Source organism: Ruegeria sp. YTSA075, assembly GCF_059610245.1.
On the sequence record NZ_JBXWNG010000003.1, the window covers coordinates 46,189 to 64,446 of the forward strand.

Below are 18,258 nucleotides of genomic sequence, written 5' to 3' on the forward strand. Positions count from 1 at the left end.
GAAGACTATGGCCCAAGCCATGAAGATCGCCATTGTGGATGATGAACAGGACATGCGCCAGTCGATCAGCCAATGGCTGGCATTGTCGGGGTATGACACCGAAACCTTTGCCAGCGCCGAGGACGCGCTGAAGGTTCTGGGCCCCGAATATCCGGGGATTGTGATCTCGGACATCAAAATGCCGGGCATGGACGGCATACAATTGCTGAAGAAGTTGATGGGGGCAGACAGCACTCTGCCGGTCATCATGATCACCGGTCACGGGGACGTGCCCATGGCGGTTGAAGCGATGCGCGTTGGCGCGTTCGATTTCCTTGAGAAGCCCTTTAACCCGGACCGTATGTCGGAATTGGCGAAGCGGGCCAGCAATGCCCGCCGTTTGACCTTGGACAACCGGGCCCTGCGTCGAGAGCTATCAGGCGGCACGCAGATCATGAACAAACTGATCGGGGCCAGCCCCGTGATGGAGCGGTTACGCGAGGATATTCTGGATCTTGGTCAAGCCGATGGTCACGTGCTGATCGACGGAGAAACCGGGACAGGTAAAACCCTTGTTGCGCATGCTTTACATGCGGTGGGTAGCCGGGCGGGCAAGAAATTTGTTCTGGTTTCCTGCGCGGCACTGGAAGAAGAGGCTTTGTCCAAACGCCTGTTTGGCCCGATGATGCCCGAGGACGCCCAATTGCCCGCGATTGAAGAGGCGCGCGGTGGAACACTGGTTCTGGAAGACGTCGAAGCGTTGAGCGATACGCTGCAGGCGCGCTTACTAAGCGTGATGAACGAACAGGGCACCCCGGCAGAAACGCGCATCGTAGCGATTTCGAACCTGCAAGAGGCTGGAAAGACCAGCGAAGACGTGCTGCGCCCTGATTTGTTTTACCGGCTGGCAGCTCTGCGGATCACTATGCCGCCTTTGCGCCAGCGGGGTGAGGATATCCTGACTCTGTTTACCCGTCTCAGCGAGCAGTTTGCCGAGGAATATGGCTGTGATTCACCGCAGGTCAGTGCACAGGAAGCCGCGCAACTGTTGCAGGCCCCTTGGCCAGGGAATGTGCGTCAATTGATCAACATTGCTGAGCGTGCGGTGCTGCAATCGCGGCGGGGGTCGGGGACGATTGCGTCATTGTTGATGTCGGATCACGAGGAAATGCAGCCGGTGATGACCACCGAAGGCAAGCCTTTGAAGGAATATGTCGAAGCGTTTGAGCGGATGCTGATCGACAACACGATGCGCCGCCACAAGGGATCGATCGCGTCGGTCATGGATGAGCTATGCCTTCCGCGCCGGACGTTGAACGAGAAGATGGCGAAATACGGTCTTCAACGATCGGATTATTTGTAAAGGAAGAGAGGGGGCCAGCCCCCTCTTGAGCCTCCGGCTCAATTCACCCCCGAGATATTTTTGGCCAGATGAAGGGGATCCTGCGCTGTGTTGGCGGGCGGGATGCAGTTTGCCCATTGTGTTTTCCACAGGACTGCTTTTATTGTGTCCGGACGGGCCGGACCTTTTTCGTGTCTTTAAGCCCCGATTTTTTGAGTTTCGCTGTTTTGCCAAAGGTGAACGTTGGTTTTCATCGCAAAGCAGACCGATTGTGCCCCGTTACATGGGGCAGTGGAGTGCCTGAGCCCGATGCGTCGGGCGAAAGGAATAAATGGGCAGGCAGCGGTGAGCCGCGCCTGTCGGAGAAGAACCGCGATGACGCGCGCGCAACGTTTGAAAGACCGGGCAGGGGGCCAAAGCGCCAGACCCTGCCGCGCGCCGTCTGATATCGCTCTGACAAGACACCTTCCCAAATGCGCCTGTCCGCCTGGACAGGTCAGGACAACGCGTTTGGCGCGGTGCACCAAGGACACATGGCTAAGAAAATGCTTATCGATGCCACCCACGCGGAGGAAACCCGCGTCGTGGTGGTCGACGGAAACAAGGTCGAGGAGTTCGACTTTGAATCCGAGAACAAACGCCAGCTTGCTGGCAACATCTATCTTGCAAAAGTAACACGGGTCGAGCCTTCGCTGCAGGCGGCCTTTGTGGATTATGGTGGGAACCGGCATGGTTTCCTGGCGTTTTCCGAGATTCATCCCGATTACTACCAAATCCCCGTCGCCGACCGTGAGGCGCTGATGGAGGAAGAGCGCGCTTATGCCGAGGCCATGAAGGCCCGGGATGAGGCGGAGGAGGTCAAGCCGAAAAGGCGCCGTCGCTCGCGGACCAAGGCGGCGGATGTGAAATCCGACGATGCGGTCGAGTCGATTGAAGTGTCGAACGAACCGACCGGCATGGAAACCATCGATCTGGAAGACGGTGAAGAAGCGGATCTGTCGGTTGAGGAAGGAACTTCGCCGGCGGATCGTGTTACCGAAACACCCGTTGAAGAACCGGTTGATGACGTTGAGACCTCTGATGACATGGCTGTCGAAGAGGCTGCGCAAGAGGTGGTGGAAGACGCTGCGCCGGAGGAGGTGTCCGAGGGTGAGGCGGTAACGGATGTCGAGGAGCCCGCGGAACCCGAACAGGCGGAGCCTTCCAGCGAAACCGAAGAGGAAAAAACTGACTCGGATACCGATGAAGGTGAAGAGGGTGAGGCGCGATCGGATGCGACTGAAAAAGACGCATCCATCGAATCTGTGGCTGACGAGGATGACAGCGAAGATATTCGACCGCCACGCAAACCCCGCCCGCGCCGGTACAAAATTCAGGAAGTCATCAAGGTCCGTCAGGTTCTGCTGGTTCAGGTTGTCAAGGAAGAGCGCGGCAACAAGGGTGCGGCGCTGACCACCTACCTGTCGCTGGCCGGTCGTTACTGTGTTCTAATGCCCAACACGGCCCGTGGCGGCGGCATTAGCCGTAAGATCACCAATGCACCTGATCGGAAAAAACTGAAAGAAATCGCCGCTGAGATCGACGTGCCAACAGGTGCTGGATTGATCATCCGGACCGCGGGGGCCAAGCGCACGAAGTCCGAGATCAAACGCGACTATGAGTATTTGCAGCGTCTGTGGGAGCAGATCCGCGAGCTGACGCTGAAATCCATCGCGCCTGCGAAGATCTATGAAGAAGGCGACCTGATCAAACGGTCGATCCGGGATCTGTATAACCGCGATATTGATGAGGTTCTGGTCGAAGGCGAAGGCGGTTACCGCATCGCTAAGGACTTCATGAAGATGATCATGCCGTCTCACGCCAAGAACGTGAAACGGTATGAGGATGCGCTGCCGCTGTTCGCGCGCTATCAGGTGGAAAGCTATCTGGCGGGGATGTTCAACCCGACCGTGCAGCTGAAATCGGGTGGCTATATCGTGATCGGCGTAACCGAAGCGCTGGTGGCGGTCGATGTGAACTCAGGGAGGGCGACCAAGGAAGGCTCGATCGAGGAAACGGCGCTGAAGACCAATCTTGAGGCTGCGGAAGAGGTGGCACGCCAGTTGCGCCTGCGCGACCTGGCGGGTCTGATCGTGATCGACTTCATCGATATGGACGAGCGCAAGAATAACTCGGCTGTCGAGAAGCGCCTGAAAGACAAACTGAAAACCGACCGTGCACGCATTCAGGTGGGCCGCATTTCTGGTTTTGGACTGTTGGAGATGTCGCGCCAGCGTCTGCGCCCCGGCATGCTGGAAGCGACCACGCAGCCGTGCCCGCATTGTCATGGCACCGGTCTGATCCGGTCGGACGACAATATGGCGCTGTCGATCCTGCGTCAGATCGAAGAGGAAGGCACCCGCCGCCGCTCACGCGAGGTTCTGGTGCGCTGCCCGGTTGGCATTGCCAACTTCCTGATGAACCAAAAGCGCGAGCATATCGCTCAGATCGAGGCCCGTTATGGCCTTTCGGTGCGTATCGAAGGGGATCTGCATCTGGTCAGCCCGGATTTCTCGATGGAGAAATTCAAGACGGCCAGTCGGATCGTGCCCGAGGCGACAGCCCCGGTTGTATCCGTCGATGCGTCGCTGATGGATTTGGTCGATGAGACCGATGAGGACGAGGTCGAGGAAGAAACCGTTCAGGCCGAAGAAGAGGTCAAGCCCAAGCGCAAACGTCGCCGCCGTCGCCGTAAGAAGGGCGGCAGCACATCCGAGCAGCAGGATGGGGATAATGACGCGTCCGATGCAGCCGCCGATGACGCGCCTTTGGAAGACAGCACCGAGGAAAGCGCTCAGGAAGACTCGGAGACCACAGGTGAAGAGGAAAAACCGGCCAAGCCGAAGCGCCGCCGGTCGCCACGCCGCAAGAAAAAAGACGTCGAACCTGTTGCGGCGGAGGTCGAGGTAGCGGATGCTGGGGTTCAGCAAGATCCTGAAGTGCAATCGACAGAGGATACATCGGTTGAGCCATCAGAACCTGCGACAGAGCTAGAAGTAGCCGAAGTAGTGGTCGAAGACGCGCCTGCTCCGGCAGCGCCTGAGCCGGAACAGGCTGAAGCTGAAATGGAAGCTGAAGACCCCGTTTCTGCCGAAGAGGTCACAGAACCCGCGGCCGAAGAAGTCCAGGCCGAGCCCGTTTTGGAAACCGTTGCGGAAGAGCCAGAGCAACCGAGCGACCCTGCCAAGCCCAAACGGCGCGGCTGGTGGTCGCTGGGCGGCTAAACCAAACAGAAAAGGCGGGCAATGTGCCCGCCTTTTTCATTGCCGGGGCCGGGCTATAATCAGCCTTGTTTCCGAATCAGATAGACCTGCTGCCCGTCCTCTTCACCTTGTGAGATCAGCTTATGGCCGCTCTCGGCACAGAAATGAGGAATGTCGATGACTGCGGCCGGATCATCGGCCAACACGCGCAGCACCGCGCCATCTGCCATGAATTTCAGCCGCTTGCGTGCCTTCAGCACGGGCAACGGGCAAAGCAGCCCCAAGGCATCAAGGGTCTCGGTTGGATGTGACATATGGGTCAGATATTTCGACTTTGTCATGGTGTCCAGCATGCAACCACGAGGTTGTGACCGAATGGCCCCGTGACGAAGCCGCCTGCATAACATATGTGCTGGTCTATGTTCGGAATAGATATCATCGACGCGGGACTTCTACCCGCCATGTTCATCGCCATGATCGGCGGGTTGATCAGCTTTTTGTCGCCCTGCGTATTGCCGATTGTGCCACCCTATCTGGCCTATATGAGCGGTGTGACCATCAACGAGATGCAGGATGAGGCGCGTGCCCGGCGCAAAGCCACGCTATCTGCGCTGTTCTTTGTGTTGGGTTTGTCGACCGTCTTTTTGTTGCTGGGGTTCACCGCTTCGGCCTTTGGGGCATTTGTTCTGAAGAATCAGGAGCTTTTTGCCAAAGCTTCGGGCGCGGTGGTGATCATCTTTGGCCTGCATTTCCTGAACGTGTTCCGTATCCCGCTTCTGGATCGTGAGGCGCGGGTCGAAACAGGTGATTCCGGAGGATCCGTGTTTGGGGCCTACATATTGGGTCTTGCCTTTGCCTTTGGCTGGACACCCTGCATCGGCCCGCAGCTTGGCGCGATCCTGTCGCTGGCCGCGTCCGAGGCTTCGGTGGCACGCGGCACGCTTCTGCTGGGCGTATATGCGGCGGGCCTGGGTATTCCGTTCTTGTTGGCCGCGATGTTCCTGAACCGCTCGATGAGCGTGATGAACCGGATCAAACCCTATATGGGTACGATTGAGAAAGTGATGGGTGGGCTATTGCTGTTCGTCGGAATCATGCTGATCACCGGTCTGTTCACCGAATTCAGCTGGTGGCTGCTGGAAACCTTCCCGGCGCTGGCGGTACTGGGCTGATCCATCTTACCTTGGCCGCAATGCTGCGTTAACCTGCGCAGCAGAAGGTAAGGCCATGAGCAGTCAGACAAAACAGCCACAGGTGCGCAGGCGGCGGGTGTTCTACATCCCTGGCTACGACCCGATTCCTGCCCGACGCTATCGAGAGCTGTATCGGACCGAATCCCAGCAGCAGGCCGAGATTTCGGGATATGACATCGCAATTGCGCCGAAATCGGGCGATGGGCCTTTTGGCTGGCAAGTCACCTCAACTCAAGACGGGGTTGAAGTAAAGACAGAGTTCGAGGTTCTGGTCTGGTCCGATATCGTTCGTGACAGCATGTCCGGGTCGATCTTGGAGACCTATCTACAGCTTGCCAGCACGGCCTGGATTTACATTTCGACTGGTACATTGCGGCGTCTGCGCAAGCTTCGAAAAGGGCCGGTGATTGCAGCGCTTTATCCTGTCGGGATGCTGCTTTTGCAACTGCTTGCTGCATTTGGCGTTGCGGCCGTTACAATCGCGCTGCTGCAGATCTGGATTGGTGCGTGGGCGTTATTGCCCGCACTTGCAGTCGCCTATGCGCTGCTGCGCTGGTTCCGAAAGATCGACAATCGCCTGTTTGCCTACTACCTGATGCATGACTACGCTTATTCCGCGCGGTTGAACGGGGAAACACCGGCCGAGTTGCAACAGCGTCTGGATGAATTCGCCGCGTTGATCAGTGCTTCCTTGCAGGACGATGTGGATGAGGTTCTGATCGTCGGCCACAGCTCCGGAGCGCATTTGGGCGTGTCAGTCCTGGCCGATGTCATCCGTACCAACCAGGGCGCGCGGCGCGGTCCAACTCTGTCATTCCTGAGCCTGGGGCAGGTGGTCCCTATGGTTTCTTTCCTACCTGATGCCACGAAACTGCGGGGCGATCTGCGGTTTCTTTCAACGCAAGACACGGTGACCTGGGTGGATGTCTCGGCCCCCGGAGATGGGTGTTCCTTTGCGCTTTGTGATCCGGTCGCGGTCAGCGGCGTTGCCGGGCCGGATAAGATCTGGCCTTTGGTCCTATCAGCGGCCTTCACACAAACGCTTTCACCCGCGCGCTGGCACGCGCTGCGCTGGAGGTTTTTCCGACTGCATTTTCAGTATCTCTGCGCGTTCGACCAGCCCGGCACCTATGACTACTTCCGCCTTACCGCCGGGCCACAGACGCTGGGTGCGCGGTTCGCAGACCGACAACCATCGAAAACCCGCATCGAAACCCCTGTTTCCAAATACAGAAACGTCACTCCATGACGCCGCCCAAGCCAAAATCCCGCCCGGATCGCGTCTCGCTATGGCGTTACCTAAAACTGTTTCGGCAGGATTTGCTCTCGGCGCAACCTCAACGCCTCTATCGAGCCTGGATGGCTGAGTTTCGCACGCCGTTCTTCCGATCCTACATGATCAACCAGCCTGATCTGGTTGATACGGTTCTCAAAAAGCGACCGGATGATTTTCCGAAATCCAGCCGGATCAGCGAAGGGTTAAAGCCCTTATTGGGGAACTCAGTATTCCTGACCAATGGCGAGACGTGGAAACGCCAGCGACGCATTATTGATCCGGCCTTTGAAGGTGGCCGTCTGAAAGATACCTTTCCGGCGATGCGCGCTGCGGCTGAGGCTTGCGTGGATCGGCTGCGCAACCACACAGGTCAGCAGATCGAATGTGAGGAAATCACCAGCCACGCCGCAGCCGATGTGATTTTTCGCACGTTGTTTTCCGTGCCGATCGAGAATGAAATCGCCACAGAGGTCTTTCAGAAGTTCCGCGCCTATCAACGTGCACAACCTTTGTTGAACCTGGCCGCCTTTGTGCCTTTGCCGCGTTGGCTGCCACGGTTTCATTCCAGGAGCACCCGCCGTAATGCGCGGGATATACGCGCTCTGATTGGTCGGCTGACATCAGAACGGGCCAACGCGATCAAACAGGGGCAGGCCCCGGATGATCTGGTCACGAAAATCATGACCACATCTGATCCGGTCACGGGTGAGCGGTTCAGTACTGATGAAATGGTCGATCAGGTTGCGATCTTCTTTCTGGCGGGGCATGAAACCAGTGCCTCGGCCCTGGCTTGGGCTCTCTACCTGATGGCGCTTTATCCCGAATGGCAGGAGAAACTCGCATCCGAGGCCAAGGCGCTGGACGATGCTACATTCTCGGCCATGTCACGCCTCAAGATCAGCAGGGATGTCTTTCGCGAGGCGCTGCGCCTTTATCCGCCTGTCCCGATGATGGTGCGACAGAACACGTGCCCCGAACAGTTCCGCAACCGCGAGGTTCGCAAAGGCTCACAAATCGTCATCAGCCCCTGGCATCTGCATCGACAGGAAAGGTTATGGGACAATCCGGATGCGTTCGACCCCGCCCGCTGGAACACCGAGAATGGCAAGACCTGTCAGCGAGAGGCTTACATTCCCTTTTCGGCCGGTCCCCGCGTTTGCACAGGTGCCGGGTTTGCGATGGTCGAGGGGCCGTTGATCCTGTCTATGCTGCTGCGCACCTACAAATTCGAAACAATCCCCGGCAAAACGCCTGTTCCCGTCGCACATCTGACCGTCAGATCAAAGGATGGTATCTGGTTGCGCTTGGTTGAGCGCTAACAAACTACCATCCCCCTACGCCGTACTGTATTCGAAGGACAACGGAATCAGGTTTGAACGGGAAAGCATTATGTCCAAGGCAGAACAGCGCGCGCAGATGTCCACAGGCGCAGGGTTTATCGCAGCACTGGATCAAAGCGGTGGATCAACACCAAAAGCGCTGGCGCTTTATGGCGTGGATGCTTCGCACTATGGTTCGGACGAAGAGATGTTCGGGGAAATCCAGAAGATGCGTGCGCGGATCATTCTGGCGAATGATTTCACCAAGGACAAAGTGATTGGCGCGATCCTGTTTGAACGCACGCTGGGTGAGCAGATCGAAGGCCGGAAAGTGGCTGATTACCTGTGGTCGGTCAAAGGCATCGTACCGTTTTTGAAAATCGACAAAGGCCTGGAAGATCAGGCAAACGGTGTTCAGTTGATGAAACCGATTCCGGGTCTCGCTGAAACTCTGGGCAAGGCAGACGGTGTGTTCGGCACCAAGGAACGATCGGTTATTCATGAGGCAAACGCCGAGGGTATCGCAGCCGTGGTCGCGCAGCAATTCGACGTTGCACGCGAAGTTCTGGCCGCTGGAATGGTTCCGATCATCGAGCCCGAGGTGAACATCCATTCCGAGACCAAGGCCGAGGCCGAAGACCTTCTGAAGGCTGAAATCTTCAAGAACCTCGACCAGCTGGATGTAGGTCAGGATGTGATGCTGAAGCTGACGATCCCCAGCGTTGCGGGTTTGTATGATACGGTCGCGGATCACCCGCGTGTTGTACGTGTTGTTGCCCTGTCTGGCGGCTACTCGACCGAACAGGCCTGTGATCTGCTGGGGCAGAACGGTAAGATGATCGCGTCCTTCTCGCGCGCGCTGACCGAAGGGCTGTCAAAGCAACAGTCTGATGCGGAGTTCAACGCAGCCCTGAGCGGGAACATCGACAAGATTTTTAACGCTTCCTGCTAAGTACTAGATATGTTTGACAAAATCGCGGCGCATCTGCGCCGCTTTTTTGCGCAAGGCGCAGCCTTCGGCGTGATCATTGATCAATCCCATCGCCTGCATAAACGCAAAAACTGTCGTGGGCCCCACGAATTTCCATCCGCGTTTCTTCAAATCCTTCGACATAGCGATGGATTCCGCTGATGTTGAGGCGGTTTGCGGTGGCGGAGGGGTCTGAGGCTCGAACCGCCAGACATAGGCCGCAAAGGAGCCTTCGGAGGCCACCAGTTCCTGCGCGCGGCGGGCGTTGTTGATCACGGCTTCGATTTTGCCACGATGGCGGATGATGCCAGTGTCTTGTATCAGACGCTCGACATCTGCATCAGAAAACGCCGCCATCTTGTTGAAATCAAAGCCACAAAAAGCCGCGCGAAAATTCTCGCGCTTGCGCAGGATCGTCAGCCAGCTGAGGCCAGATTGAAAGCTTTCGAGGCAGATTTTTTCGAACAACCGTTGGTCATCGGCCACGGGGTATCCCCATTCATTGTCGTGATACTCCAAAAACTCCGGCGCGGCCTTGGCCCAGGCACATCTGGGATTACCATCCGGGCCGATAAATGTGTCGCTCATGCATGTACTCTTTTTGTTCCTATCTGACGCTATACCGATTAGCGCAGGGCTGGCAAGGATCAAAGCTTGTTGCGATACCAGTTGAGGATAAATACGCGAATGGCCGAAGCGAGACCCGTTTCCGGGTCACGCTCGACATCAATATCGGCCGCCAAGGCGTTGATTGGTTGATTTTTTTCAAGCGCAATGTCCCGAAAGGCACGCCAGAATTCATCTTCTAAAGACACCGATGTGCGGTGCCCTTTGAGAGTCAAAGAGCGTTTGACGGGGCGACCGCTCATTCATCCAACTCATGATTGTTATGATCGCGTTTCTGCTTATCCTGCTGCAGTTTCACGACCTCTTTTTCAGCTTTGGTGCGCCCAAAGGCGACTGCGTCTTGATCTGCACGGGCCTTTTTCTCGGCCCGTGCTTTCTCTTTCCGATACCGGTTCAGATTGACCGGCTTACCCATCAGTCTTTCGGGCCAATCATCTGTTCGGGCCGCACGACGGCGTCAAAGGTTTCTTCATCGACAAAGCCCAGCGCGATGGCCTCTTCCTTAAGCGTCGTGCCGTTCTTATGCGCGGTTTTCGCAACCTTGGTGGCGTTGTCATAGCCGATCGTCGGGGCCAATGCCGTCACCAGCATCAACGATTCCTTCATCAGCTTGTCGATCCGCGGCTCGTTGGCCTTGATGCCCAGCAGCATACGCTCTGTAAAGCTGTCGGCGGCATCGCCCAGCAATTGGATCGACTGCAGAAGGTTGTAAGACATCATCGGGTTGTAGACGTTCAGTTCGAAATGCCCCTGCGATCCGGCAAAGGTCATCGCGGCGTTGTTGCCCATCACATGGGCCGCGACCTGTGTCAGTGCCTCGGCTTGTGTCGGGTTTACTTTGCCAGGCATGATCGACGAGCCGGGCTCATTCTCGGGCAGGATCAGCTCACCCAGACCGGACCGGGGGCCAGAGCCCAGAAAACGGATGTCATTGGCGATCTTGTAGCAGCTACCGGCAATCGTCGCCAAAGCACCGGACAAGAAGACCATGGCGTCATGGGCGGCCAGCGCCTCGAACTTGTTCGGAGCGGTTACAAAGGGCAGGCCGGTGATCTCGGCCATATGCCCGGCCACTGCCTCACCCCAGCCGTTCTGCGTGTTCAGGCCGGTGCCAACCGCCGTTCCGCCCTGCGCCAGCTCATAAATCCCGGGCATCGCGGCATGAACGCGGGCAATACCCTGACGGATCTGATGGGCGTACCCGCCAAATTCCTGACCCAATGTAAGGGGCGTCGCATCCTGTGTATGAGTCCGGCCGATCTTGATGATGTCTTTGAATTCTTCGGCCTTTTGTTCCAAGCCCGATGCCAGCTTCTCAAGGCCGGGCAGCAGAACATCACGCACGCTCATGGCCGTGGCGATATGCATGGCGGTGGGGAATGTATCGTTCGACGACTGGCCCATGTTGCAGTGATCGTTCGGGTGCACAGGGTCTTTCGAGCCGATAATGCCGCCCAGAATCTCGATGGCGCGGTTGGCGATGACCTCATTTGAGTTCATGTTCGATTGCGTGCCCGATCCAGTCTGCCACACGACCAAAGGGAAGTTGTCGTCAAACTTGCCTTCAATCACCTCACCTGCGGCCTGGATGATCGCATCGGCGATCTTGGCATCCAGCTTGCCGGTTGCCTTATTCTCGGTTGCGCAGGCTTTCTTGATCACGCCCAGCGCCCGCACGATGGCCACGGGCTGTTTTTCCCACCCGATGGGGAAGTTCATGATCGAGCGCTGCGTCTGTGCGCCCCAATATTTGTCGGCAGGAACCTCAAGCGGGCCAAAGCTATCGGTTTCGGTGCGGGTCTGAGACATCGGGTACTCCGTCTGGTATGCAGTCGTATGCCGTTTAGCTGCCATAAGCGTATCGCGCAATCGGCCAGTTGCGCGCACCTTAGCCCTATGGCTGCCAAAGGTATAGCGCCGGACTGCGTCATTTTGTTTATGCCCCGTGGTTTTGTGCCATTGTGCCCTGGGCCTGCTTAGCTAGAATAAACAGGCTTCGGTCGAGGAGGACGAGATGCCCGGTTCCATACGGTTTATGCCCTTGAAATCCATCGCGGCGGCTTTGGTCGCAACACTGTGGTTCGCGCTATTCAGCAGTGTCGCTCAGTCCGCTGAAATCGAGCCCTTCATCGGTGACTACATCGGATCCGCAAATGTGGTCGATACAGATGGCACATCAACCCCGCGCGATATGAGCGTTTCCATCCATGAGACCAGAAACGGTTTTAATGTCAGTTGGAAAACCACGACCTATAAGCTTGACGGGCGCGTGAAGGAGCAAAAATTCTCGATCGATTTCCGTGCCTCGGATCGGCCGGATGTGTTCTCAGCTGCGATGAAACGCAATGTGTTCGGGCATGAGGTGCCATTGGATCCGATGCAGGGCGAGCCCTTTGTCTGGGGTCGGATCGAAGGCGATACTCTGACTGTGTTTTCACTGTTTATCAATGAATCCGGCGGGTACGAACTTCAACAATATGACCGGACACTTGCTGAAGGCGGTCTGAACCTGTCATTCTCGCGCTTTATCGATGGTCAGAAATCTCGCTCGGTTGAAACCTTCCTGAAAAAGCAGTAAACCCCGCGTTGCGGCGGGGTTTAGAAGACTATTTACGGAAGCTGTCCAGCGAGACCACATCAGCGTTGTGATGTTCTTCGAGGTCTTCAACCTCGATCGATTCTTCGACCAGATCATCCTCATCCAGCTCATCCTCGGGGCTTTCAAAGCGCAGGCCAAATTCAACCGAAGGGTCAACAAAGGTTTTGATCGCCGCATAAGGGATATACAGCGGTTCGGGCGCGTCGCCGAAATTCAGCGTGATGGCAAAACCAGTATCCCCGACCTCAAGGTTTTCGAACCAATGCTGCATGACAATTGTCATCTCTTCGGGATAGCGATCATGCAGCCAGTCCGCGATTTGAACACCCGGTTCGCGAGTGTCGAAGGTGATGAAAAAATGATGGGCACCGGGCAGCCCGGTTTCGGACACATCGGTCAGAACAGTTTTGATAAGACCGCGCATGGCGGTGTGCATTAGGTTTCCATAGTCAATGTCTTGCGACATGGGGTATCCTCGAAAGTGGTCGTCCCTAGCATAGGCGTTTTGATGGGAAACGAAAGAGCCGGAATTGATGGATTGATCAAAGAAGATGCAGGCAAATTCCAGCGCCCATCATGATCGATAACACCGCTGCCATTCCCAATTTTATCCTAAAAACCAAGACCGCAGCGGCACTGGCCAGCAACAGCGCTGTGATGTCCAATGACCCAAGGGCGGGAACCGGAAGCGAAAGCAGCCCCCATTGAATCTGGGACACGTCCCGGAACAGAACATTCAGGGCAAACCACAGTGACAAGTTCAGAATCACACCCACGACCGAAGCCGTGATTCCCTGCAACGCTGCGGCCAGTCTAGGCCTCTCCGCGAGCCGATCCAGATAGGGGGCAGCCAGGAAAATCCAAAGAAAGCAAGGCACAAAAGTCGCCCAAAGCGCCACCGCACCCGCAGCAAGTGCCAGAGAGAGCCCACCGCTGATTTGACCCGTCAGCATAGCCACAAACTGCGTAACCAGGATCAACGGGCCTGGGGTGGTTTCTGCAAGGCCCAGCGCGTCAATCATCTGACCTGTGCTGATCCAGTTGTATTGGTCGACGACTGTCTGGGTCATGTAGGCCAGCACAGCATAGGCCCCGCCAAAGGTCACAACGGCAAGACGGGCAAAGAACCAGCCCAAATCGCTAAGCAATTGGTGCCCGGACAGCGACAGCGCGAACAGTGGGCTCAGCCACAGCGTTAGCCAGATCGCGGCAGTGCGAAAGGGATTGGCAAGGGTCGGAGCAGGGGCTGTCACCTCCTGCGGTGCTGCGCCTTTGAATGAGGCATAACCCCAACAGGCCGCTGCCAGAATAATCAGCGGAAACGGTATGTTGAACAGGAATATCCCCAGGAACCCCAACCCGGCGAGGACGCGGTGCTGCCTATCCGACAAAGCCTTGCGCGACAGGTTCCGAAGGGCTTGCAGAACAATGACGATCACCGTGGCCTTGATCCCAAGAAAACCAGCCTGAACCAAAGGTAGATTACCGAACGCCGCATAAAGCATAACCAGAACAGCAATGACCGCAGCACCGGGCAACACAAACAGGGTTCCGGCGATCAAACCGCCTGTGACGCCGCGCAGCCTCCAACCTGCATAAGTGGCAAGCTGCATGGCTTCGGGCCCCGGCAACAACATGCACAGCGACAAGGCTCTCAGGTAGGTTTGCTCGTCCAGCCAGGGTCTGCGCTCGACCAGTTCCTGATGCATCAGCGAGATCTGAGCCGCTGGCCCCCCGAAGGACAGCAACCCGATCCTGCCGAACACGCCAATCAGTTCGCGGAGCGTTGGTGTCATGACTTCCGGTCCGTCGGCCAATCGTGGGTTTCGTCAAACCCGTCGCGGGCCCAGCGATAGAGCGCATCATACAGATGCATTCCCGCCGTCAGGTTTTCGTGATCGTCGCGGTACTGCCGGGACAGGCCAACCGAAACGGCCAGCAAGCCGGCAGCCTCGGGGGCGAGGTCGTGGCGATTGGTATCCGCGGCCCGCACAACTGTCGCAAGCCGGTCCAAAGCATCCGACCGCAGGCGCAGCTCGTCCAGTAGTGTGTCGAATGTACAGCTGTTGCCTCGGTGGCTCCAGAATGTGTTTTCGATATCAAACGGTGTTGCGTTGAATTTCTCTGCAACGCTTTCCACTTCGGAGGGTGCGACGAATAAAAACCTGGCCTTCGGATCGACAAAACGCCGGATTAACCAGGGGCAGGCGATGCGGTCTATTTTGGGCCGATGGCGTGTGACCCAGACTGTGTGACCGTTGAGGACGGACGGCAAGGACGTAGTAGGGATGCGCAGGCTTTCGGGAAGGTCGCGCCAGCCATACATGCCACCTTCAAGATATTCTGCGGCACAGCCTTCACTGCGCAGCCATGAAACGACCCCTTGGCTGAGTTTCTTTCCTTTTTGGCAGATAATCACGCTGGGGCTATTCGACACACGTTGAATGAGGCCGGCAATATCAGTGGCTGGATGACGGGCTGACCCGGCGATCAGATAGGGGTCGGCCTCAAAATCTGCGTCCAGGCAGATATCCACAAGCATCGGAGCTTGGGGTGTTCCAATCAAGCGCAACAGTTGCTTTGGGGTAATGGAGTTTGGCGATGCCATAGCATGTTTCCTTGCAATCTCGGATACATGCGAAACTTGGGCTTGCGCCTCACGGGGCGTTCGCAATCTTACCCCATGGCCCTTGCTAACGTGCAAGCGGCCAAAGGGTCAAGATTGTGCGGGTTAGATTTAAACCCAATCCAATCGCTGCCCCGTCATGCATACCGGCAGCGTATCCTCTGGGAACTGACCAAGCTGTTCGAAAAGAGAGACAAAATCGAACTGGTTATAAGCCTCAACCATCTTGTCACCTTTGAAGCGTGCCATCACCTGACCTGTCACCTCCAGCGGGGCGCCATTGTCGGCGCGGAAGGTTTTGACATGAAGGATTGCCGATACCCAATCACCGTTTTCGATGATCTTGGGCATCTCAACTGAAATCTCGCCCAGAATATGCCGAAAGGCCATGACGAGATCACGGAAGTCATCCGCACCGACTTGCATTTCAGGGATCAACCCTTCTGCCATTGTGTCGGGCGCGAAATACTGATCAATCGCATCGGTGTTTCCTTGTTCCCAAACCTCGGCATACCAGGCTTTGAGTGTATCTGTATGAGTCATCCCGGCTCTCCTATCTGTTTGAGACGACAGTGAGCAAAAGGAATGAAGAAACTCTAAATCTGCGCAGAAAAAGAATTAAACTCAGACATAAGATGAATTGGAAATGCAGGTTTCTGTTGCCAGGTACCTGCGAACCCCGCCTTACGCGGCTAGGCGCAAGGGCTTAAGTTTCGGTCTTGCTACTGCTTACGCAGCAACTGCAACCGGAGCACGATTGTCGTTTGCAATTGTACTAGTTTCGCCGGTAACGGTGGCAGACAGCCGAGACAAAGCTAACCCCTTTAGACGTTCGTCGATCCTATTTCGGCCCCAAAATCCTCAAACGAAGGATGGTTGGTGGAGCCGCCGGGTACCGCCCCCGGGTCCGATCCGCTTATTACGAGCGCGTTTATGTCCATAGTCCCGAAGGACATACCCTATATAGGTGAGGTTTCTTCGGGTTGCAAATCCTGAATGAATGAAGGCTGTCCATTATTTTACAGTATGTTACGCAGCTTTGTTGAAGTTCGCTGCAATCAGCCAGATCGCCAACACAAGTTCGATTCCACCAAACGTCGCGGCTTTAACAAACGGTGGGTTGTCCAGCACTAGAGACACGAACCGCCCCAATGCGGCCCCGGCATAGACCACGCCCAGCATGGCATAGGCCATCGGTGCGTTCAGCCAGATCACCGCGATCCCGGTGACGACAAACAGCCCACCGACCGAAGCGCGTAGCTCGCTTAACCCCATGTTGCTGTTCGTGGGCGCAAGATCTAACGCGTTGGCCGTATAGGCCGGGGCCAGAAACCCGAAAAGGCCAAAGCCAATAGTAAGCAACGCGGCAATTACGTTCAGGGTGGTGATCATGTCGGCCTCAGAAATAATACTGTCTGCTACAGATAATCTGTTGGTTTGCAAAGGAAAGGTAAAGGAAAGGTATTGTTTGATCAGGCGGGTTTGCGTTTGCGTTCGGCCACATCCTGGGCCAGTTGCCGTGTATAGGTTTCCAGTTCGACCAATGCGGAATCGACGGTTTCAGCGTTCATGGCTTCCAGCGCATCTGCAATTTTCAAATGATATTCTATGATCGCTTCGCGGGATCGGGCAGTAAAGGTGATCATGTTCATCAAGGGCTGCATGGCCTCGACCGCGCCAGCCAGCTGATAGGACAGAACCGGATTACCAGCACCATCGACAAGCGCCCGGTGAAAAGCCACATCTGATGCGCAGAACGCTTCGTCTGTCAGACCGGGCTGGGCTTGTCGAAAAATCTCGGCCCGCATCGTGGCCAGTTGGTCCGCCGTGCGACGCTTCGCCGACAAGGGTGCGCAGGCGCGTTCCAGCGCATACCGCGCCTCACACGCCGTATCGAACCGCACTGCATTCATCGACAAAAGCAATGTCGAGGTGGTGATTTGCTGAGAATAGGCATCCTCAAAGCTGAGTCGATTGACAAAGGCACCGCCGGTCGCGCCGCGCTGGGTCCTGATCAGAGACTGTGCCGCCAGTCGTTTCAGTGCCTCACGCACGGTCGGGCGCGACACCTGAAATTGTTCTGCAAGCTCTGATTCCGACGGCAGACGCTCATCGACAATCAATTGGCCGGATACGATCGCGTCCCTGATGGCCTGCGCGATTTGGGCCGACAAATCAGCTGGTTTCTGAGGGTCGATCTTCATGTCTGCACGCCTGAGGGTCAGATTTTATTTGTCTGACATTTAAAAGTCTGACATTTGAATTGCAAGGACTGAGTCGGGAGGGGCGCATGAGTCGCGCGGTTCTACGCACTGGAACATGGCTGGGCTTTTACGCAGCCATTCTATGGGCGTGGTGGATAATGTTTTCGATGAGCCGCGAGATGGATCTGGATTGGATCGGTCGGCCCGGCCCAATGGGGCAGGCCATGGCGGCGATGGACCCGCGGATGGACATGTACATGCCCATGGCAGAGTTCGCTCCGCTGTTCTGGATGTGGGCCATCATGATGGCCGCGATGATGCTGCCAACCTTGGTTCCAACCCTGCGCAGCTATGATGATCTGATCCACAGCGCCAACGGAACGCGTGCCGGGTGGCTGGGTGTTCTGGCCGGGTACGCGGTTGTCTGGGTTGGGTTTGCGGCTCTGATTACAGGGATTCAGCTTATTTTGCTGTTCGGCGGGGTGGTCGATATGCTGGGGATTGCCAAATCCGGCTGGGTCGCCGGTGGGTTGATGATTGTTGTCGGTGCATTCCAGTTCTCACGCGTAAAAGAGGTGTGTCATGGGGTGTGCCACGCACCAATGACTTACTTTCTGGGACATTGGAAAACAGGCTTCACCGGCGGTGTGCGTATGGGCTTGGGCTTGGGTGCGTTCTGTGTCGGATGTTGCTGGGGCTTCATGGTGCTTGGCTTCGTCGGTGGCGTCATGAGCTTGCTTTGGATGGGTCTGGCGACGGTGTTCATGGTGTTGGAGAAACTTCCCCAAATCGGGCATCGCGTGACGCGGCCCATGGGGTTTCTATTAATTGCAGGTGGTGTGCTGTTGCTGGCGTTCCCCTTGAACTACGGAGGATAAGCG

General features: G+C 56.5%; 19 protein-coding genes and 1 other RNA gene. 8 read left to right on the forward strand and 12 right to left on the reverse strand.

Features of this window, described 5'->3' with window-relative positions; all coding sequences use genetic code 11:
- Positions 1-7 precede the first annotated feature (7 nt).
- Together AC2FGE_RS06200 and AC2FGE_RS06205 are read left to right on the forward strand one after the other, a co-directional pair.
- Positions 8-1,342: a sigma-54-dependent transcriptional regulator gene (locus AC2FGE_RS06200; RefSeq protein ID WP_496818342.1), complete on the forward strand. Its 1,335-nt coding sequence runs from the start codon at positions 8-10 to the stop codon at positions 1,340-1,342.
- A gap of 512 nt (positions 1,343-1,854) precedes the next feature.
- Positions 1,855-4,584: an Rne/Rng family ribonuclease gene (locus AC2FGE_RS06205; protein WP_496818769.1), complete on the forward strand. Its 2,730-nt coding sequence runs from the start codon at positions 1,855-1,857 to the stop codon at positions 4,582-4,584.
- A 59-nt stretch (positions 4,585-4,643) separates the two neighbouring features.
- Here the strand turns inward: AC2FGE_RS06205 and AC2FGE_RS06210 are convergent, their stop codons facing one another.
- The gene (locus tag AC2FGE_RS06210) at positions 4,644-4,877 is read right to left on the reverse strand and encodes a sulfurtransferase TusA family protein (protein ID WP_496818770.1); all 234 of its coding nucleotides are present in this window, start codon (positions 4,875-4,877) and stop codon (positions 4,644-4,646) included.
- 105 nt (positions 4,878-4,982) lie between these two features.
- On the opposite strand from AC2FGE_RS06210, the gene AC2FGE_RS06215 reads away from it, so the two are divergent.
- The 4 genes from AC2FGE_RS06215 to AC2FGE_RS06230 all read left to right on the forward strand — a co-directional run bounded on the left by AC2FGE_RS06215 (position 4,983) and on the right by AC2FGE_RS06230 (position 9,303).
- Entirely contained in the window at positions 4,983-5,735 is a 753-nt protein-coding gene (locus AC2FGE_RS06215) for a cytochrome c biogenesis CcdA family protein (protein WP_496818343.1), read from the forward strand.
- Between the two features lie 55 nt (positions 5,736-5,790).
- Entirely contained in the window at positions 5,791-7,005 is a 1,215-nt protein-coding gene (locus AC2FGE_RS06220) for a hypothetical protein (RefSeq protein ID WP_496818344.1), read from the forward strand.
- The gene (locus AC2FGE_RS06225) at positions 7,002-8,351 is read left to right on the forward strand and encodes a cytochrome P450 (RefSeq protein ID WP_496818345.1); all 1,350 of its coding nucleotides are present in this window, start codon (positions 7,002-7,004) and stop codon (positions 8,349-8,351) included. The genes AC2FGE_RS06220 and AC2FGE_RS06225 overlap by 4 nt, the downstream gene beginning before the upstream one ends.
- Before the next feature lie 70 nt (positions 8,352-8,421).
- Positions 8,422-9,303: a fructose bisphosphate aldolase gene (locus AC2FGE_RS06230; protein WP_496818346.1), complete on the forward strand. Its 882-nt coding sequence runs from the start codon at positions 8,422-8,424 to the stop codon at positions 9,301-9,303.
- Positions 9,304-9,306: 3 nt separating this feature from the next.
- Here the strand turns inward: AC2FGE_RS06230 and AC2FGE_RS06235 are convergent, their stop codons facing one another.
- From AC2FGE_RS06235 to fumC, 4 genes are read right to left on the reverse strand one after another with little or no spacing between them, the layout of a single operon-like run.
- Positions 9,307-9,909, reverse strand: a complete 603-nt coding sequence (locus AC2FGE_RS06235; protein WP_496818347.1) for a DNA-3-methyladenine glycosylase I — start codon at positions 9,907-9,909, stop codon at positions 9,307-9,309.
- A gap of 59 nt (positions 9,910-9,968) precedes the next feature.
- Positions 9,969-10,190 (reverse strand): ribbon-helix-helix domain-containing protein, encoded by a 222-nt coding sequence (locus tag AC2FGE_RS06240; protein WP_496818348.1) that lies wholly within the window; start codon positions 10,188-10,190, stop codon positions 9,969-9,971.
- The gene (locus AC2FGE_RS06245; protein WP_496818350.1) at positions 10,187-10,363 is read right to left on the reverse strand and encodes a DUF4169 family protein; all 177 of its coding nucleotides are present in this window, start codon (positions 10,361-10,363) and stop codon (positions 10,187-10,189) included. The genes AC2FGE_RS06240 and AC2FGE_RS06245 overlap by 4 nt, the downstream gene beginning before the upstream one ends.
- On the reverse strand, positions 10,363-11,757 hold the full coding sequence (gene fumC / locus AC2FGE_RS06250; protein WP_496818351.1) for a class II fumarate hydratase: 1,395 nt from the start codon (positions 11,755-11,757) through the stop codon (positions 10,363-10,365). Before fumC ends, AC2FGE_RS06245 begins: the two co-directional genes overlap by 1 nt.
- A gap of 205 nt (positions 11,758-11,962) precedes the next feature.
- Between fumC and AC2FGE_RS06255 the strand changes: the two genes are divergently transcribed.
- Positions 11,963-12,526, forward strand: coding sequence for a hypothetical protein (locus AC2FGE_RS06255; protein ID WP_496818352.1), 564 nt, complete (start codon positions 11,963-11,965; stop codon positions 12,524-12,526).
- 28 nt (positions 12,527-12,554) lie between these two features.
- Here the strand turns inward: AC2FGE_RS06255 and AC2FGE_RS06260 are convergent, their stop codons facing one another.
- The 7 genes from AC2FGE_RS06260 to AC2FGE_RS06290 all read right to left on the reverse strand — a co-directional run bounded on the left by AC2FGE_RS06260 (position 12,555) and on the right by AC2FGE_RS06290 (position 17,377).
- Positions 12,555-13,013 (reverse strand): SspB family protein, encoded by a 459-nt coding sequence (locus AC2FGE_RS06260; RefSeq protein ID WP_496818353.1) that lies wholly within the window; start codon positions 13,011-13,013, stop codon positions 12,555-12,557.
- Positions 13,014-13,089: 76 nt separating this feature from the next.
- Complete coding sequence (gene chrA, locus AC2FGE_RS06265) at positions 13,090-14,343, reverse strand: chromate efflux transporter (protein WP_496818355.1); 1,254 nt, start codon at positions 14,341-14,343, stop codon at positions 13,090-13,092.
- Positions 14,340-15,155 carry a chromate resistance protein ChrB domain-containing protein gene (locus tag AC2FGE_RS06270; protein WP_496818356.1) on the reverse strand — a complete coding sequence of 272 codons (816 nt, stop codon included), beginning with the start codon at positions 15,153-15,155 and terminating at the stop codon, positions 14,340-14,342. The genes chrA and AC2FGE_RS06270 overlap by 4 nt, the downstream gene beginning before the upstream one ends.
- A 129-nt stretch (positions 15,156-15,284) precedes the next feature.
- The gene (locus AC2FGE_RS06275; RefSeq protein ID WP_496818357.1) at positions 15,285-15,716 is read right to left on the reverse strand and encodes an ester cyclase; all 432 of its coding nucleotides are present in this window, start codon (positions 15,714-15,716) and stop codon (positions 15,285-15,287) included.
- A gap of 102 nt (positions 15,717-15,818) precedes the next feature.
- Positions 15,819-16,166: a transfer-messenger RNA gene (gene ssrA, locus AC2FGE_RS06280) on the reverse strand.
- Positions 16,167-16,202: 36 nt separating this feature from the next.
- The gene (locus AC2FGE_RS06285) at positions 16,203-16,565 is read right to left on the reverse strand and encodes a DUF4345 family protein (protein WP_496818358.1); all 363 of its coding nucleotides are present in this window, start codon (positions 16,563-16,565) and stop codon (positions 16,203-16,205) included.
- Between the two features lie 80 nt (positions 16,566-16,645).
- Positions 16,646-17,377, reverse strand: coding sequence for a FadR/GntR family transcriptional regulator (locus AC2FGE_RS06290; RefSeq protein WP_496818359.1), 732 nt, complete (start codon positions 17,375-17,377; stop codon positions 16,646-16,648).
- A gap of 86 nt (positions 17,378-17,463) precedes the next feature.
- Between AC2FGE_RS06290 and AC2FGE_RS06295 the strand changes: the two genes are divergently transcribed.
- Positions 17,464-18,255: a DUF2182 domain-containing protein gene (locus AC2FGE_RS06295; RefSeq protein WP_496818361.1), complete on the forward strand. Its 792-nt coding sequence runs from the start codon at positions 17,464-17,466 to the stop codon at positions 18,253-18,255.
- The last annotated feature ends 3 nt before the right edge of the window (positions 18,256-18,258 follow it).

Bases quoted from the DNA above. Each gene is read 5' to 3' on its own strand.
- AC2FGE_RS06200 (WP_496818342.1), top strand. From the start codon at position 8: ATGGCCCAAGCCATGAAGATCGCCATTGTGGATGATGAACAGGACATG.
- AC2FGE_RS06205 (WP_496818769.1), top strand. From the start codon at position 1,855: ATGGCTAAGAAAATGCTTATCGATGCCACCCACGCGGAGGAAACCCGC.
- AC2FGE_RS06220 (WP_496818344.1), top strand. From the start codon at position 5,791: ATGAGCAGTCAGACAAAACAGCCACAGGTGCGCAGGCGGCGGGTGTTC.
- AC2FGE_RS06240 (WP_496818348.1), bottom strand. From the start codon at position 10,190: ATGAGCGGTCGCCCCGTCAAACGCTCTTTGACTCTCAAAGGGCACCGC.
- AC2FGE_RS06275 (WP_496818357.1), bottom strand. From the start codon at position 15,716: ATGACTCATACAGATACACTCAAAGCCTGGTATGCCGAGGTTTGGGAA.
- AC2FGE_RS06230 (WP_496818346.1), top strand. From the start codon at position 8,422: ATGTCCAAGGCAGAACAGCGCGCGCAGATGTCCACAGGCGCAGGGTTT.
- AC2FGE_RS06210 (WP_496818770.1), bottom strand. From the start codon at position 4,877: ATGTCACATCCAACCGAGACCCTTGATGCCTTGGGGCTGCTTTGCCCG.
- AC2FGE_RS06285 (WP_496818358.1), bottom strand. From the start codon at position 16,565: ATGATCACCACCCTGAACGTAATTGCCGCGTTGCTTACTATTGGCTTT.
- AC2FGE_RS06255 (WP_496818352.1), top strand. From the start codon at position 11,963: ATGCCCGGTTCCATACGGTTTATGCCCTTGAAATCCATCGCGGCGGCT.
- AC2FGE_RS06260 (WP_496818353.1), bottom strand. From the start codon at position 13,013: ATGTCGCAAGACATTGACTATGGAAACCTAATGCACACCGCCATGCGC.
- fumC (WP_496818351.1), bottom strand. From the start codon at position 11,757: ATGTCTCAGACCCGCACCGAAACCGATAGCTTTGGCCCGCTTGAGGTT.
- AC2FGE_RS06270 (WP_496818356.1), bottom strand. From the start codon at position 15,155: ATGGCATCGCCAAACTCCATTACCCCAAAGCAACTGTTGCGCTTGATT.
- AC2FGE_RS06225 (WP_496818345.1), top strand. From the start codon at position 7,002: ATGACGCCGCCCAAGCCAAAATCCCGCCCGGATCGCGTCTCGCTATGG.
- AC2FGE_RS06290 (WP_496818359.1), bottom strand. From the start codon at position 17,377: ATGAAGATCGACCCTCAGAAACCAGCTGATTTGTCGGCCCAAATCGCG.
- chrA (WP_496818355.1), bottom strand. From the start codon at position 14,343: ATGACACCAACGCTCCGCGAACTGATTGGCGTGTTCGGCAGGATCGGG.
- AC2FGE_RS06295 (WP_496818361.1), top strand. From the start codon at position 17,464: ATGAGTCGCGCGGTTCTACGCACTGGAACATGGCTGGGCTTTTACGCA.
- AC2FGE_RS06245 (WP_496818350.1), bottom strand. From the start codon at position 10,363: ATGGGTAAGCCGGTCAATCTGAACCGGTATCGGAAAGAGAAAGCACGG.
- AC2FGE_RS06235 (WP_496818347.1), bottom strand. From the start codon at position 9,909: ATGAGCGACACATTTATCGGCCCGGATGGTAATCCCAGATGTGCCTGG.
- AC2FGE_RS06215 (WP_496818343.1), top strand. From the start codon at position 4,983: ATGTTCGGAATAGATATCATCGACGCGGGACTTCTACCCGCCATGTTC.